The sequence below is a fragment of the Bradyrhizobium sp. S69 genome, from assembly GCF_009766005.1.
Classification (GTDB): Bacteria; Pseudomonadota; Alphaproteobacteria; order Rhizobiales; family Xanthobacteraceae; genus Bradyrhizobium.
This window is the reverse complement of the sequence record NZ_LMUK01000011.1, coordinates 21695-37002: the sequence shown is the minus strand read 5'-3', so window position 1 is coordinate 37002 and position 15308 is coordinate 21695. Positions and strand designations below refer to the sequence as shown.

Genomic DNA, 15308 nt, shown 5'->3' with positions numbered 1-15308 from the left:
GCCCGCGAAATCGTCATAGCGCTTCTCCTAGGATTACCCCTAGGACCTGCAGCCCTCGCGTCCCTCAAACAAGACGGCCTTTGGCGGAGGGATACGGCCGAGCGGCGCACGCACGATTATAAGCGGCACGGAACGACATCGTTGTTCGCGACGCTCGATGTGAAAGCGGGCACCATCGTCGGCAAGTGCATGGCCCGCCACCGCGCGAGCGAATTCCGCAAATTCCTGGATGAGATCGAGCGCAACGTGCCGGCCAACCTCGACGTTCACATCGTCATGGACAACTACGCAACCCACAAAACCAGGCCGATCCGTAACTGGTTCGCCAAGCGCCCGCGCTGGCATGTGCACTTCACGCCAACCTCAGCGTCATGGATCAATCAGGTCGAACGCTTCTTCGCCCTGCTGACCGAGCGCGCCTTGAAACGGGGCGTGTTCCGCTCGGTCGCCGAGCTCGAAAAAGCGATCAAGGCTTACATCGACGCCACCAATACCGATCCCAAACCGTTCCGCTGGACCAAGACCGCCGACGACATCCTGGCCAGCATCCAACGCTTTTGCCTTCGGACACTCGCCGCAAACGCCTAGAATGAAGCCGACTTCAGAATCGGGACACCAGCGTGACTCGAGCGGTACTTCCGGCTCAACCCAGTAATATTGAGAAACAGACCCAATAACCAGACAGGGATGTGTAAGCATGACTTCAGCATGTCGGACTAGCCTCCTCCTGGCGACACGAGCCGGACCCGGAAGAGCATTAGATTTTTAATGTCTGGGGTGTGTACATATATCACGCTGCCCAGTGACGCACGGCACAGAAGCAAGCGCCGGGGCGCGGCCCTGGGCGAGATCCCGCCCCATAAAATTCACTCCGTAGAACTATGGATACCATGCGAACCGTTTTGATCCCGTTTCTTTGTCTACTTGTCGGGGCGTGTTCTTCATTCGATGTAGCGCCACCGGAAGCGAGGCCGCAGCCCGACGCGACCCAACTGAATGCGGGGATCGCCGCTGGCATCAGAGATTCTCACTTTGCTAACCCCATCGAAATAACTGGTCTTCTTCAAGCACCTTCGAATTCCTTAGAACCATGGATGGTTTGTATCCGGAGTTCAGCGTCGGACGAGGCCAAGCGCCTCACGTACTCTGTCTTCTACGGCATAGATGCCGCTGGAAAAGACGGCCAGTATATAAAATCGCGTTTGTCTACGCTGTCCGACCAATGCATCACGCAACAATACCATAACCATCAATCATAGGCCGCCTCAAGTGAGGCGGTCCGGCGTTCTGCAATGCAGGTGACTAGGTCTACGGATACCTTCTGCCGCGCCGATGCGGCTAGCGGGAACCTAAGGTTGGATTAGAGATTGCTCTTGTTGCGCGCGAATACACGGGGCCGTACCCGCCCGGTCAGCACACAGATCTCTTACCTTTGTCGTCCGCGGCGCGCCTTGTGCCGGGCGGCAAACGACGCTACGGATATGCCCTCCTGACGAGCCTTCAGATCAAGATTACAGACGTGAGCGGTCAATGAAAAAAGAATTGGTTCTGGTGACTGCTATTTCGCTTGCTTTAGCCTTGGGCGGCTGCGGCATGAATGGCGACAAGGGTGAGAAAGGTGACAAAGGCGATAAAGGTGACGCCGGTGCTAATGGCGCCGCCGGTTCGCCCGGACCCCAAGGCCCACCTGGCTCTCCAGGGAAAGACGCAAAAGCCAGCGAGTCGTCCCTTCCTCAGTTTCGAGTTGTCCGATCATCCACCGACAGCAGCGCTGCAAAGCCGGCGATGTGCGAAACTGACGAAATGGTCGTGAGCGCGACCTGCATACCGGCGGCAGGATCGTTGAGCGAGAGCCCGACATTGCTGGCCGATAAGGGCGCAAGCTGCACCGCACGAGTTCCGCGTGGACCCGCCCCGATCGCCGTGATCCTGTGCGTAAAGCGGTAATATCGCTCTAAAGACGCGAGGCAAACCTTGCGTGTGCGAAGGCTTTCATAAGCGTGCACACTTGAATGCATCCGCGTGGGCGTTTGGATGCCGGATCCCCTCGAGCAGGATTGCCACCCTTGTGCCGACGGCGCGGCGGCGGGCCCGGCGCTTGCGCACGGTAAGACCTTCCTCCCGGTAGATCCGGCAGCCCCGGACGGCTCGCCCAGCTTCCGCAGCAGGACGAAGAGCCGGCGATAACCGAACCGCTGGCAGGCATCGGCAAGCTCGTGCAATTGGCCGCGCAGTTCAGTGTCTGGCGACCGGCACGACCGGTAGCGCATCATCTTCCGGTCAGCTTCGGAGTTAGCATCCGGTGTACGCATCCGACGAGCGCCGTCTTGTCTGAGGCATGGTATTTCGCGAAGCGTGTGACCTTAAGTCTAGCTTTAAGGTCATCAGGCGATGCGGGTCGAGGTTTTGGGTGGGTTGGAGCGGCGGCGGCGCTGGTCGCGGGACGACAAGGCGCGGATCGTCGAGGAGACGTTGGAGCCAGGGGCGAAGGTGACGGAGGTTGCCCGCCGCAATGGCGTTGCGGCGAGCGTGGTGTTCACCTGGCGCCGGTAGGCTCGAACCATTGAGCAGGTAGGACCGCGTTTTGCGCCAGTGCAGATCGCGGCCGCGGAAGCGGTTGAAGAACATTTGAAGCCAGCCTCGGAAGATGACCGACGGATACGGCAGGTACCGGCCGGCCGGAACGGACTGATCGAGATCGATCTTGGCAACCGGCGGCGCATCCGGGTGGATGCGCAGGTTGACCCGGAAGCGCTGGCGCGGGTCCTCGACGTGCTTGAACGCCGATGATCGCGATACCGGGCAATGTGCGGGTGTGGCTTGCGACTGGCCATACCGATATGCGCCGCGGATTCCCGAGCCTTGCGCGTCTGGTTCAGGAGGGCTTGAAGCGAGATCCGCACGCTGGTGATCTCTATGTTTTTAGGGGCCGCCGCGGCGACCTGATCAAGATCATCTGGCATGACGGCCAGGGTGCGTGTCTGTTCACGAAGCGGTTGGAGCGCGGCCGCTTTCTGTGGCCATCCCTGGCGGACGGCGTTGTCACGATCAGCGTTGCGCAACTATCCTACCTCCTGTCCGGAATTGACTGGCGGATGCCGCAGGCAACCTGGCGTCCGCAGGCTTCCGGTTAAGCTGTCGCTTTTTGACTCACGAAGGAAATCCGGCGGGATTTTTTACAGCGAATATGATTGATTTGTCGGTGTGACGACGCCCTCCGATCCGCTTCCCACCGACCTTGCCGCTGCGCACGCGATGATCCTTGCGCAGCGCGAGCAGCTGACGCTGGCGAAGAGTGAAGTGACCGTCGGCCGCCTGGAAATCGAACGGCTGAAGCTGATGCTGGCCAAGGCACGGCGCGAGCAGTTCGGGCAATCTTCTGAACGCGGCAGGCTGCTGGTCGAGCAGCTTGAGCTGGCCATCGAGGATCTTGAAGAGACCCAGGCCGAGCAGGAAACCAAGGCCGAGATCGCGGAACCAGAAGCCGCCAAGCAGAAGCGCGCGCAAAATCCGCGGCCGCCTCGACGTCCCCTGCCGGATAACCTACCGGTCGAACGTATCGTCGAACCCGCGCCTTGCGCCTGCGGTAAATGCGGCAGTGGGCGGCTGCACAAGCTTGGCGAGGTGGTCTCGAAGACCCTGGAATGCGAGCCGCGGCGCTGGAAGATCATCGAGCACGTCCGTGAGAAATTCTCCTGCCGGGATTGCGAGGCGATTACCGAGGCGCCGGCGCCCTCCCATCCGATCCCGCGTGGCTTCGCCGGACCGAGCCTGTTGGCGATGGTGCTGGTCAACAAGTTCCTGCTGCATCAGCCGTTGAACCGCCAGAGCAAGACCTACGCTCGGGAGGGGATCGAGATCGATGTCTCGACACTGGCGGATCGGGTCGGCGCCTGCGTGGTGGCGCTCGCCCCAATTATTGAGGCGATCCGGGCCCATGTCATGAGCGCGGAACGCATCCACGCTGATGACACGACGGTGCCTGTACTGGCGAAACTCAAGACTGTCACCGGCCGGATCTGGACCTATGTTCGCGATGACCGGCCGTTTGGCGGTCAAGACCCACCGGCGGCAGCGTTCCATTACTCGCGCAGTCGTGCCGGGGAGCATCCGCAAGGCCATCCTGCCGGCTATGTGGGCCTCATGCAGGCCGATGCCTTTGATGGATACAACCAGCTCTACAAGGCTCAAAGGAAGCCGGCTCCGATCCTTGAAGCGGCCTGCTGGAGCCACGGCCGGAGGAAGTTTGTCGACCTGGTGAAACAGGGAGAGGCGCCAATCGCCAGCGAGGCGGTGCGTCGTATCGACATGCTCTTCGAGATCGAGCGCAGCATTAACGGCCAGACGCCGCAGCAGCGGCTTGCCGTGCGCCGGGAACGATCGCGGCCGCTCATTGCCGACCTTGAAATCTGGATGCGCCAGCAGCGAGCGCTACTCTCAACCAAAAACGATACCGCCAAAGCGATCAACTACCTCTTCAACCGCTGGGCAGCGTTCACCCGCTTCCTCGACGATGGCCGCGTCTGTCTTACGAACAACGCCGCCGAACGAGCGTTGCGAGGTGTGGCGGTCGGGAGAAGGAATTGACCTTCGCCGGTTCAGATGCTGGCGGCCATCGTGCCGCCGCCGTCTATACCCTGATCGAGACCTGCAAGATGAACGACGTCGATCCCCAGGCTTGGCTTGCCGACGTGCTCGCCCGCCTTCCAGATCACCCTGCTAACAAGGTCGCTGATCTCCTTCCCTGGAATTGGAAGGCGAACCAACAGTCCAAGGCCGCCGGTCGCTGCCTAAGCGCTTCGCGGCAGACCATCGCGCTGCCTGGAGTGCTGGCCGGATGCGTACGGATCACAGCCAGCGTCATCAGAAAGTGCGCCGTCACCCTGCTCGACCGATTGGGGGCAGTTCTTACCTGTTCGCTGCACCCTGGTGGGAATCACCGGCTAAGATGATCTGGATACGCCGGACGCCGTCGTTTTGCGCTCCGAGCTCGGACCAAAGCGGTCGCGGTTCAGGTGCTCGATCTGGTCTTCGGATTATTGAGCAAGCGCCGCGGCAGCCACTGCGCGAGTGACAATCGAGGCCGCTTTCAGCGCTTCAACGTCTTAGGACCGGGCTTCGACTCCAGCCTTCATGAAGCTGATGGATTCGCAAAATTAGCGATTTGCGGCGACAGTTTTCTCGATGGGATGATACGGATCGCTCGAGCAGAAAAGCAGTTCAGGTTGTCCATTCAATTCTTTCTGCGCGCTCGCAAGGCGTCTTCATAGATGACGTTCATTCGGGCACGAAAGACGGATTGATCGAATTCATTCATCGTCCGTTCCCGCCCCGCGGCGCCGAGCCGGTGGGCTAGTGCGCGGTCGTCGAGAATGCGGCTCAGCGCCAGCGCCAGCGCCTGGGAATTATTCGGTGGAACAGTCAAAGCTTCCTTGTCATGTCGTGCAACCAGCGGAACGGACGTTGCCAGATGAGTGTTCACGATCGGAAGGCCTGCGGCCATTGCCTCGATCTGGACGATCCCGAATGCTTCCGCTTCGGTCACAGATGGAAATGCAAAGACATGAGCGGAATGGAAAAGCAGCTTGATTTCGCTGCGGGTCAGGCGACCAGAAAAGCGGACTCGATTGGAGACGCCAACCTCGGTGGCAAGTTTCCGTAATTCGGCGAGTAGCGGACCTTCACCGACAATGGTTGCGCAGCCATTGATGCCCCGCATCGCGCGGATCAACACATCGTAGCCCTTGTACCTGACAAGACGTCCGAGCGCGACAATGTGGCGAGGTCGTTCGGATCGCATCTGCTCGGCAATTGCGCTATCATGGGGATCCATCGCTCGCCAAAAATCGAGATCCATTCCGTAGGGAAGAACCGCGCATTTTTCGGCGTGAGGTTTGAGAAACTCCGAATGGTCAATCATGGGTTGACCCGAAACGACAATGCGGTCGGCACGCGCCAGCGCCATGCGGATTAGCGGGGTGACCAAGCGCTTGAGCAACGGATATCCGACAATGTCGGCGTGCCAGTAAATCACGAGTGCCACGTCGTCGGGCAGACCGAACAGGATCGCTGCATCGTTCAACGGAAGCGGTGCATGGTGAATGACGATATCGGCCGACCGCGCAAGCTGCATGAAAGCCGGGATGTAACCAGGCGCCAGCGGCGTGGAAAACAGCGTGCCGAGCGAGGCTACGGCCTCGACGGGAACACCGTCCAGAGTGTAACTGCGTGCCGCACCGAAACGCCGCGCGGAGAGGACCGTATGAGCGGTGTGTTCATCGAAGGCTTGTGCAAGGCTGGACATCACTGCGGGTATCCCTCCCTCGATGTCGGGTCGATAGATCTTGTAAGCGTGAAGGATGCGCAAGGATTTCGGCTCTGATCGCTGTGGGAGCGGCTGAAGGGCCGGCAGGTGACTTCGTGTAGATACTGCCTTAGCGTGTCCTGAGTGCCTTACGGCGTCCTCGTGTTGTCAAGTCGATCGCTCGAGCATTTTGTCCAAGGGGCACGCACGCATTCATTATTCATGGCGATTGAAGAATCGAAAGCCATGCCGCTTCACGAGTTCGTCACGTTCCGCCAGTTTCAAATCCTCGCGCATCATCTCGCTTACAAGCTCGCGGAATGAGGTTTGTGGCACCCAACCCAGCTTCTGCTTGGCTTTAGAAGCGTCACCGAGCAACGTCTCGACTTCCGTCGGTCGAAAATAGCGAGGATCAATTGCGACGATGCATTGGCTGGTCTCGGTATTATAGCCCCTCTCCTCAATCCCACTGCCTTCCCATCTGATCGTGATGCCGACCTCCTCGGCAGCAAGATTGACGAAATCCCGTACAGAGTGCTGTTCGCCGGTGGCGATCACGTAGTCCTCAGGCGTTTCCTGCTGCAGCATCAGCCATTGCATCTCGACGTAATCGCGCGCATGACCCCAATCGCGCTTTGCTCCGAGATTGCCAAGATGCACGCGTTCCTGGAGACCAAGCTTAATACGTGCGAGCGCGCGCGTGATCTTTCGGGTAACGAATGTCTCGCCGCGCAACGGTGATTCGTGGTTGAACAGGATTCCGTTGCAGGCGTAAATGCCATAGGCTTCGCGATAATTGACAGTGATCCAGTAGGCATAAAGCTTGGCAACGGCGTAGGGAGAGCGCGGATAGAATGGAGTAGTTTCCTTTTGCGGCGTTTCCTGCACCAAGCCGTAGAGTTCAGAGGTGGACGCCTGATAAAATCGGGACTTCTTTTCCAATCCTAAAATACGCATGGCTTCAAGAATACGCAGAGGGCCGAGCGCGTCGGAATTGGCGGTGTATTCCGGCTCCTCGAACGATACGCCGACGTGGCTCTGGGCCGCCAGATTGTAGATCTCGTCCGGCTTCACCTCTTCTACAATTCTGATGAGGCTTGAGGAATCGGTGAGATCACCGTGGTGCAAGGTGAAATCTAACCCCTTTTCATGCGGATCATGGTAGATGTGATCGATACGATCGGTGTTGATGAGTGACGTCCGCCGCTTAATGCCGTGAACTGAATAGCCCTTGGTCAACAGCAGTTCGGCGAGATAAGCGCCATCCTGGCCGGTAACCCCGGTAATCAATGCTGTCTTTTTAATCATGAAATAAAAATCTCTTGATGCAGGCGAAAGACGTTTCGCCAGGGCGAAGCGCTACTCGAAGCGGGGGATGGAAGTCGAGAGAATGTTGCTGTTTCGGCCTTTTAGGACAGATCCATGCATGAATCAACATCGGCCCGAGTGACTTCGGAAACGGCGCCAGCGGTCAATAAGACTAGTTTTCATCACCGGTACAATTCGCGCATTCCAATGCATCGCTGCTTTCATCGCTACGATCAGCATGTACAGGTCGAACCAACGCGGTGATCTTGAGCGATCGACGCTCGCCTCAACGACGGCATGGGCATAGTTCCAGAGCCAGCGGTCGGGCACTTCACCGAACAGCGTCTTCTGCATGTCGTTAATTTCAGCGTGCACCTTCACACGAGATCCTAACGTTTTGTTTTCGGCATATAAACGCGAGCCAGCCAGCATTTCCGGCAGGTAGGCGAACTTGACGCCCGCCTTTGCCAATCTTAACCAGTACTCGTAGTCCATGCAAAAGCGTAGATTATCATCGAGCAGACCGTGCTTATTGACAACCCGTCTTCGGAAAAAAGTTGCGGGCTGGCAGATGAAACATGTGTTCCTCAGACGTGCGAAACTCCATGGTTCTGTGGGGTAGGACTCAAACGCATTGTCGTTCAGGTCGATATGATCGGCCATGCCGTAAATCACGTCGACTTCCGGATGGGCTTCGAAAAACGCGACGACGCGCGCGATTGCGCCTGGATAGTAGATATCGTCCGAATTCAACCAACCTATGATTTCGCCGTCGGTTGCACGGATCCCCTTGTTAACAGCATCGGTCTGTCCCTTGTCCTTCTCCGAGATCCATTTGACACCTTGGCCGAAACGCTTTAGCTCGTCGAGAGTGTCGTCGGTGCTGCCGCCATCGAAAACGACGTGCACAATTTCGGCGCCGCTTTGCGTGGCGACGCTTTCAAGTGTGCGTCGAATGAATTGGCCCTGGTTGTAGGAGGGGGTCACGACACTGACTTTCATGCCAGGTTGTTCTTCGAGAACGGCATTTGGCGCTGGCCATCAGTACTCATGCTCTCACATTTTACTAACACGGCCGTCAGTTTCCGCTGATCGCCGTTTCCGTCGATTTCAATGCTGAAGTAGTTCACGACGGGAGGCGGACCGATCGAAACGGACCCATTGCGACCGCGCAATACGCTGATCTCGTCATTTCGCTCTTGGTTTCGGATATGCAATCGATCGGTACCCTACCAGGACGTGCTATTTTCGAGATCGAGCGTCCGAGCGGCTAGCAACGGCGCGATTCGCAATTTCGGGTCTGATCCGGCTTACCCATCGTTATGCAGGCCGACGTTCGAATGTTTGAATACCCCAGCAGCGTACTGAAACAGTTCCCAGTATTGTTCTGCCATAAGCTTTGAATCCGAAAATTTTGAGGCGCGTAAATCGCCGGCGCGGACGAGCCGTGCGGCTAGCTTCTTGTCATGGGCGAGGGAGACTATCGCGTGCGCGATCTGTTCGGGGATCCGCGGATCGAACAGAATCGCGGCGTCACCCGCCACCTCCGGCAACGAAGTCACGTTGCTGCAGGCAATCGGCACTCCAGTAGCCATGGCTTCGACGATGGGCAGGCCAAAGCCTTCGTAGAGGGATGGAAAGATAACGCCAGTACTGTTTGTCACCAGCGCGAGCAATTCAGCGTTGGCAAGATAGCCGGGGAATAGAGCATAGTCTTCCAGGCCGAGGCCGCGCGCCGCCTCGATCAGCCATTGTTGGCGCGCTCCTGGCGAGCCGGTGCAGACCAGACGGATATCGTCGGCGAGCCCGCTGCGGCGGGCCATCCCGAACGCCGTTAGCAACATTTCATGGTTTTTGTGCTTCCAGAAATTCGCTGGATAGACCAGGTATTTTCTTTTTACCAGTCGGAGTCGGCCCAGGATGGATTCATCCCTTGACGCATTCCGCAGGCTGTGCCGGGAAATATGAAGATGGATCGTTTTGATACGGGTCGGATCAAGCTTTCCTTCGGCGATGGCGGCGTCCCGCGAGTAGTCGGATATGGCAGCCAGGGCGGTGGATCGGCGAACGGCTTCGATGAAGGTGCGGTCGCGATGCGCAACGTCTTCGGGCAAGAAGAATGCCGGATAGGTCTTGTATTGAAGGTCATAGATCACACAGACGGTCGGAATGTTCAATTTGAAATACGTGGGAGCCGTAAATGGGCAAAACAGTAAATCGGCATTAAGATCCCGTAGCAGAGACCGGGATCCGCTACGCTTCGAAAGAGTTAGCCATGCGTACCCTAGTCGCGCAACGCCCCGTCTTAGCCGCCCCGGCAAACGAGCCAGGACGCCGGAGAAAACTTCTTTCCTCTGAGTTCTCAAAGATCGTGGCCCGCTGCCGAGCACCACCAAACGCCGGACATTCGCACTGTCGAGCGTCGCAAGTTCTTCGTGTGCGTTCGTCTGCGTCAGCAGCACGAATTGGGTTAAGGGTGCGTACTCTGCGAGACGGCGCAACAATTCAAGCACAAAAACTTTGGCTCCGCCATTTTCTCCGCCTGGGAGCACGGGCGTCAAATCGACCACTATCGTACGTAGTTTCTTCGGTGGGTAGGAGATCAAGCCTATAATCCTCGTTCGATCAATAACTTGGCGCCTCAGCTGGCGCGGGTTTAGCCCTGCGGCCGTATTGAAGGCCGCCAGATGTTACAGAGGCCCCGCGGATCGGCGCTGGCTCTCGCCGTAGCGCTCAATCTCGTAACAGGTCAAACGCAAGACTATCGGCCGTAAATTGCCGTTGCTGGGAACAGAACCGGTGACGGGTTCCTCGACCGTTATCGCGACAGCCGCTCTGCGGGCGATAAGGTTGACCAAAAGCCGGTTTCTCCCCAATTGAAGCGTGGTTTGGTGGTAGCCGGCGGCATCCTCCACCGCAAGGTGAAAGTTACTGCTTCCGGGCACGGCCCGCGGTCCCGCCTGCGCTGTCGCCGTGAGGGTAGCGGATCCACCCCGCGCAGTCACGACGAAAAACTCGCGTTTTTGGACCGCCCAGCCTGAGGTCGCCTGGTTAGATTCCGCTGATATCCGCAGTGATTGCCCAATTGGGGTCGTCGATGCTCCACAGACTGTACGCTTGGCCGTCGCAAACTCGCCTTGCGCCCGTATGAACGGGATCACATGTTCCTGCGCCATGTAGCGGCGGTAGGGGGCGATCAACAGGGGTGGGTCCGATAGATAAAATACGGCCCATTCGTTGGCCACGTCGTCGCGCACTGAGAGCAGTGTCGGCTCATCTTTAACGATCGCATCGATCGCCAAGGCCTCGCGTTACTTGGCCTGTTGGAGCGCATTGTGTTCGTAGTGGACCACATTGGCTTGCACGATGGTGCGGTCCGGCGTGACGACGAACAGTATGAAAGCAATCAAAGCCACAATCGTCACCCATTTGGACAGCCGTGGTGGCCCATTCCGCAAGCCAGATACCGCCGGCGACGGTGAGAAAGCCGATTATCCAGATATTGATGCTAGCGATTTTGCAGGCGCCATAGCTGTAGTGCTCCCGATACGCAAAATCGATGAAAGCGGCGGCAATCGCCGCAAAGGCAAATATGACCGTCCAGCGACGGCGCTCCGACCAGGCGCCTGCCAGAGTGACAACACTGAGCAACGCGCCGATCATCCATGGCACGCCGATCCATCGCATGTGGGCAAACTCGCCTCCGAGTGCCGACACGGCTGCCGGGAGCCGCAACGGCGATCCGAGACCCGGAAAGTATCCTTCCCCGGGCCGAACGGCGCCGCTCGCCATGGCATATTGACTGGCCAGCATCCGAAGCAAGGTGTCGAGTCCGGACCAGGTGAGTACCACGGCGACCAGCGCTGCAACGCAGCCGGCCAGGACCGCCCGGCCAAGTGAGAGGCGAAGGTCGTTACCAGGCGAAATGACAAAAGCGAACGCGAAGATCACGCCGAGAAACGCCAGTTCGATATAGGCATACAGGGCGGCTGATTAGTATGCCCATCAAGATGCCGCGCCCCCCCCGCCCGAAGCCGCTACCGGCCCGTATCGCCAGGCGGCGATCAGCGGCAATAGCGGTATTAGCAACAGCTGGTCGAAATTGCCGGCAAAAACAATATCGGCGGGCAGCCCACGCCGGCCAGCAACGCCAGGCCGACCGCCGGTTCGGCGCGCCCAAATACGGTGCGCGCAAACCCATTTAACGCGCTGACGTTTGCGAACAGCACCAGCAAACAGAAGAGTGTCACCGCATGGTCGGCCTTGACGCCGCCGAGTCCGATTGCGAGATGTGCAAGAATCGCTGACGATGTGTTGCGCGTGTTCATTAGACGCGAAGCATATTGATGAAGCGCAGACGGTCCGCCCTCGGCGCCGCGCGCGCCCGCGGACAGGTATATGCTACCATCATATGCGATCAAGGTCGGGATCAGTCGAATTGACGAGTAGCCGAGGCCGTGGCGCAAAGTCGCTGGCATCAAACGTAACGGCAGCAACGCTGCAGTTACCCAAAGCAGCAGTTCTCTGCCCCCTCGCATCAACTGCGATCCGTCGCCTCACCGAGATCTGCAGGGCGACACCGAGCCCGCCAAGCAGCAGTGTCGCTATCCAGACCACGCCAGAGATTCGGTGAAGGGGTATGGAGGCCCAGGCAGCCCCGGACAGGACGATGATCCACAGCGCAAGCGTCACCGCCGGTGCGGCGAGTGGCGCGGCAGGCCATCGGTGGCCGCCATGTTCGAGCAAACGCAACAGCCCATAGCCGGGCCAGATCATCAACAAAAAAGCCGTCAGAACAATGATAATGGAGGGCAACGGCTGGAAAAGAATGACGTTAACTCATGGTGGGGAACGCATCCGTCGTTCAACCTTAGAAGACTGCAGGTCAATTGATCTGCGATAGGAGCGTATTGAACAGCCGACCGCAGTGAGTTTTTCGACTTTTGCTCGGTCGCAATGACTGGTGGAAAGCAGAGGGAAACTTGTGCCGCGGCTCTGGGGCATCATCGCAGTAATAGCACCTCGATTGTGCTCAGTTTGGATCCTTTGACCGCGGTGGCGTTTGCGATTATCTTCATTGCATTTAGATGAATACTCTGACAATGAGACGGCAGTTTGGTCGTGCCTGGCCCGGTGCTCGAGAAATGAGTTTGAGGTCGCGGCCGCCCGACTCTCACTCCAATTTTCACCCGCAGATTCATCGAGAATGCGCAATGTGCTGTAATAAACTCAAAGCGCTCGACGAGTTTTTGGTCGCCATCTGTAGGCCGTTGTTCATTTCGGTGAACTCGGGTGTTATTCATGACGCTCTTCAATGACGGTTTCACACCCCATGTCAGATGCCTCCTTCAGCATCGCCTTGTCGATCGTTGTCCCTGTATACAAGGAGGCCGGCAATATTCGACCGTTCCTCCAGCGGACCGAAGCCGTGATGGCGAAACTGGGCGTCAGATACGAAATCATCTTTGCGCTCGATCCGTCGCCCGACGATACCGAGGCGGTGATCCTGCGTGAGATTGAGCGCAATCTTGCCGTGAAGCTGATCCTGTTTTCCCGCCGCTTCGGTCAGCCTGCCGCAACCATGGCGGGCATACTGAATTGCACCGGAGAAAAGTGCGTTGTCATCGATGTCGATCTCCAGGACCAGCCGGAGGTCATTGAACAGCTCTACGCCAAGATGGCTGAGGGCTATGAAGTCGTCTACGCTATGCGCACGTCGCGCGAGGGCGAGACCCTGATTAAGCGCGCGGTGTCCTATTTCGGCTACACCGTCATCAATCGCCTGAGCGACGTCCAAATCCCGCGTAATACGGGGGATTTTCGCATCATGTCGCGACGGGTCATCGAGGAGTTGCGTCGGCTGTCCGAAACCCACGGGTTCCTACGCGGCATGGTCGCGTACGTTGGTTTCAAGCAGGCCGCCGTCCTCTACAACCGGGACGCGCGGCTGACGGGTACGGGCAATTATAACCGCCTGATCGGCTCGCTCCGGATAGGCATCAACGGACTTGTCGGCTTTAGCAGCCGGCCCCTGCAGCTGATGTCGATGGCCGGTTTCGTAGTCGCGGCGATCAGCTTTGCGATTGGATTATGGTATTTAATTCAGAAGCTTATCGGGATCAACCTGACCCCAGGTCTGCCTACAACGGTGCTTGTCATTTCGTTCTTTTCCGGGGTACAATTGCTGGCGCTCGGCGTCGTGGGCGAGTATATCGGCCGTATTTACGATGAAACCAAACGCAGGCCGATGTATATCGTCGATCGGAAGGTCAATTTTTCGGAGCCTGCCGGCCAATCCGCCGATCAGGTCTGAAAGCGGCCTCTTGGCGGCGATATCCCGAGAGAGCGATTGAACGTGACGATGAATGACATAACGTTTCCTCCCGTTTTGGCAGGGGAAGACTCCCCTGTTTGGAATGGCGGCGCTTTTGTCCGCTCTGGAAAATCGACGCGGGTTCTGGCCTACGAAGTCGGAGAATCCGGCTGGTCTGATGAACTTACGGAGCTTCACGAAAGCGCCACGGAGTCAGGCGCCCACTTCATCGATGTAGCGTCCCGCGGTCACGCGATCAATGAGCTCAAGCGAACACTTGGCGCGAGGCCCGCTTCGATTATGGAAGTCGGCTGTTCGGCGGGTCATCTGCTGGCAGACATGAGGCGGAGCCTGCCGAATGTAACGCTCACCGGCGGCGACTATACGCTCGGAACGCTGGTCAAGCTCGGCGAGAAGATGCCGGGCATTCCACTCGTCAGGTTCAATCTTGCCGACAGCCCGCTGCCGTCCGATACCTACGACGCTATGGTTCTGCTCAACGTCCTCGAGCATATTGAAAACGATGTCGCAGCGACGGCACACATCGCGCGAATGCTGAAGCCTGGCGGTGTCGCGGTAATCGAGGTGCCGGCCGGTCCGGAGTTGTTCGACGACTACGACCGGCAGCTCCAGCATTTCCGTCGCTACACGTTGAGGGGTATTTGCAACGTCGTCAAGCAAGCCGGCCTGGTTGTCGAACGGCGTAACTATCTCGGTGCGCTGATCTATCCCGCCTTCTATCTTGCCAAGAAGCTGTCCCAAGCGCGGCCGAAATCAGCGGCGGAGCGCGAAGAGCATGTCGCCAATGCGATCGGCGCGACTTCGCGTTTCAATGCGATCGGTCATGCCGTCATTTCGTTAGAAGAAGTGATGGCGCGCGTTGTTACGTTTCCGCGCGGCATCCGTTGCGTCGTTACGGCACGGAAGCCCTCGTGACGCGATCGGGGCTTGTTGAAGAATTCTGGCGGCTGGCGCGTTTCTCCATCGTTGGTGGGACCGCGACCGTTGTGCACATCGGTGTAGCGATGGGTGCCGTCGCAGTGGCAGGTACAAATCCGACGGTCGGCTCGATGATCGGCTTTTTTGTCGCTTTCTTGGTTTCCTACGTCGGACACTTCCGATTTACCTTCGCGGTTCCGGGCCGCTACCGCGACTATTTGCTGAAATTTGCCGTCAATTCGTTAGCGTCGTTTATTCTGAGTACCAGCGCGGTCTGGGTTGCAACCGCAATCCTTGGGGTCGATTACAGACCAGCGCTGATTGCGCTCGCAGTCGTCGTTCCCGTGTGCAATTACCTCCTAAATAGATTCTGGGTGTTTCTCCAGCCTGGAAGTGGCTCGGCCCGTCCGCTCGAGATCGTCACCCCAGAATAAGGACGCTTGC

Annotated in this window: 15 protein-coding genes and 2 pseudogenes; 9 read left to right on the top strand and 8 right to left on the bottom strand. The window is 58.2% G+C overall.

What is annotated here, in order from left to right; translation table 11 throughout:
• Nucleotides 1-588, top strand: a 588-nt coding sequence (locus GSQ88_RS04225; protein ID WP_246735054.1) for an IS630 family transposase, incomplete at its 5' end; no start/stop codon positions are given.
• Nucleotides 589-1530: 942 nt separating this feature from the next.
• Nucleotides 1531-1947, top strand: coding sequence for a hypothetical protein (locus tag GSQ88_RS04220; protein ID WP_159006140.1), 417 nt, complete (start codon nucleotides 1531-1533; stop codon nucleotides 1945-1947).
• A gap of 99 nt (nucleotides 1948-2046) precedes the next feature.
• On the opposite strand, the pseudogene GSQ88_RS04215 reads toward GSQ88_RS04220, so the two are convergent.
• Nucleotides 2047-2285: pseudogene (locus tag GSQ88_RS04215) on the bottom strand (IS3 family transposase); the annotation flags it as partial.
• Between the two features lie 106 nt (nucleotides 2286-2391).
• On the opposite strand from GSQ88_RS04215, the gene GSQ88_RS36125 reads away from it, so the two are divergent.
• The 4 genes and pseudogenes from GSQ88_RS36125 to tnpC form a co-directional block, all read left to right on the top strand.
• On the top strand, nucleotides 2392-2553 hold the full coding sequence (locus GSQ88_RS36125; protein WP_159006139.1) for a transposase: 162 nt from the start codon (nucleotides 2392-2394) through the stop codon (nucleotides 2551-2553).
• Between the two features lie 39 nt (nucleotides 2554-2592).
• On the top strand, nucleotides 2593-2790 hold the full coding sequence (locus tag GSQ88_RS04205) for a hypothetical protein (RefSeq protein WP_159006138.1): 198 nt from the start codon (nucleotides 2593-2595) through the stop codon (nucleotides 2788-2790).
• Complete coding sequence (gene tnpB, locus GSQ88_RS04200) at nucleotides 2787-3134, top strand: IS66 family insertion sequence element accessory protein TnpB (RefSeq protein ID WP_038975078.1); 348 nt, start codon at nucleotides 2787-2789, stop codon at nucleotides 3132-3134. Before GSQ88_RS04205 ends, tnpB begins: the two co-directional genes overlap by 4 nt.
• 121 nt (nucleotides 3135-3255) lie before the next feature.
• Nucleotides 3256-4781 (top strand): annotated as a pseudogene (tnpC, locus tag GSQ88_RS04195) (IS66 family transposase); the annotation flags it as partial.
• A gap of 452 nt (nucleotides 4782-5233) precedes the next feature.
• Here tnpC and GSQ88_RS04190 read toward each other — a convergent pair.
• The 7 genes from GSQ88_RS04190 to GSQ88_RS35145 form a co-directional block, all read right to left on the bottom strand.
• Nucleotides 5234-6367, bottom strand: coding sequence for a glycosyltransferase (locus GSQ88_RS04190; RefSeq protein ID WP_159006137.1), 1134 nt, complete (start codon nucleotides 6365-6367; stop codon nucleotides 5234-5236).
• Nucleotides 6368-6520: 153 nt separating this feature from the next.
• Entirely contained in the window at nucleotides 6521-7612 is a 1092-nt protein-coding gene (gene gmd / locus GSQ88_RS04185) for a GDP-mannose 4,6-dehydratase (RefSeq protein ID WP_174247911.1), read from the bottom strand.
• 123 nt (nucleotides 7613-7735) lie between these two features.
• Nucleotides 7736-8614: a glycosyltransferase family 2 protein gene (locus GSQ88_RS04180; RefSeq protein ID WP_159006136.1), complete on the bottom strand. Its 879-nt coding sequence runs from the start codon at nucleotides 8612-8614 to the stop codon at nucleotides 7736-7738.
• A 308-nt stretch (nucleotides 8615-8922) separates the two neighbouring features.
• Nucleotides 8923-10218, bottom strand: a complete 1296-nt coding sequence (locus GSQ88_RS04175) for a glycosyltransferase (RefSeq protein ID WP_210253741.1) — start codon at nucleotides 10216-10218, stop codon at nucleotides 8923-8925.
• Nucleotides 10219-10302: 84 nt separating this feature from the next.
• Entirely contained in the window at nucleotides 10303-10914 is a 612-nt protein-coding gene (locus tag GSQ88_RS04170; protein WP_159006135.1) for a hypothetical protein, read from the bottom strand.
• Entirely contained in the window at nucleotides 10892-11563 is a 672-nt protein-coding gene (locus tag GSQ88_RS04165; RefSeq protein ID WP_159006134.1) for a hypothetical protein, read from the bottom strand. Before GSQ88_RS04165 ends, GSQ88_RS04170 begins: the two co-directional genes overlap by 23 nt.
• Nucleotides 11564-11694: 131 nt before the next feature.
• A complete protein-coding gene (locus tag GSQ88_RS35145) occupies nucleotides 11695-11940 on the bottom strand; it encodes a hypothetical protein (RefSeq protein WP_210253740.1) in 246 nt (81 codons plus the stop codon).
• A gap of 1004 nt (nucleotides 11941-12944) precedes the next feature.
• Here GSQ88_RS35145 and GSQ88_RS04155 point away from each other — a divergent pair.
• From GSQ88_RS04155 to GSQ88_RS04145, 3 genes are read left to right on the top strand one after another with little or no spacing between them, the layout of a single operon-like run.
• Nucleotides 12945-13925 carry a glycosyltransferase family 2 protein gene (locus GSQ88_RS04155; protein ID WP_159006132.1) on the top strand — a complete coding sequence of 327 codons (981 nt, stop codon included), beginning with the start codon at nucleotides 12945-12947 and terminating at the stop codon, nucleotides 13923-13925.
• Nucleotides 13926-13967: 42 nt separating this feature from the next.
• Complete coding sequence (locus tag GSQ88_RS04150; RefSeq protein WP_246735056.1) at nucleotides 13968-14861, top strand: class I SAM-dependent methyltransferase; 894 nt, start codon at nucleotides 13968-13970, stop codon at nucleotides 14859-14861.
• Complete coding sequence (locus GSQ88_RS04145) at nucleotides 14858-15298, top strand: GtrA family protein (protein ID WP_159006130.1); 441 nt, start codon at nucleotides 14858-14860, stop codon at nucleotides 15296-15298. The genes GSQ88_RS04150 and GSQ88_RS04145 overlap by 4 nt, the downstream gene beginning before the upstream one ends.
• Nucleotides 15299-15308 lie beyond the last annotated feature (10 nt).

What these genes read in the sequence shown, in the direction of transcription:
- GSQ88_RS04220 (WP_159006140.1), top strand. Translation starts at nt 1,531, where the DNA reads ATGAAAAAAGAATTGGTTCTGGTGACTGCTATTTCGCTTGCTTTAGCC.
- GSQ88_RS36125 (WP_159006139.1), top strand. Translation starts at nt 2,392, where the DNA reads ATGCGGGTCGAGGTTTTGGGTGGGTTGGAGCGGCGGCGGCGCTGGTCG.
- tnpB (WP_038975078.1), top strand. Translation starts at nt 2,787, where the DNA reads ATGATCGCGATACCGGGCAATGTGCGGGTGTGGCTTGCGACTGGCCAT.
- gmd (WP_174247911.1), bottom strand. Translation starts at nt 7,612, where the DNA reads ATGATTAAAAAGACAGCATTGATTACCGGGGTTACCGGCCAGGATGGC.
- GSQ88_RS04180 (WP_159006136.1), bottom strand. Translation starts at nt 8,614, where the DNA reads ATGAAAGTCAGTGTCGTGACCCCCTCCTACAACCAGGGCCAATTCATT.
- GSQ88_RS35145 (WP_210253740.1), bottom strand. Translation starts at nt 11,940, where the DNA reads ATGAACACGCGCAACACATCGTCAGCGATTCTTGCACATCTCGCAATC.
- GSQ88_RS04155 (WP_159006132.1), top strand. Translation starts at nt 12,945, where the DNA reads ATGTCAGATGCCTCCTTCAGCATCGCCTTGTCGATCGTTGTCCCTGTA.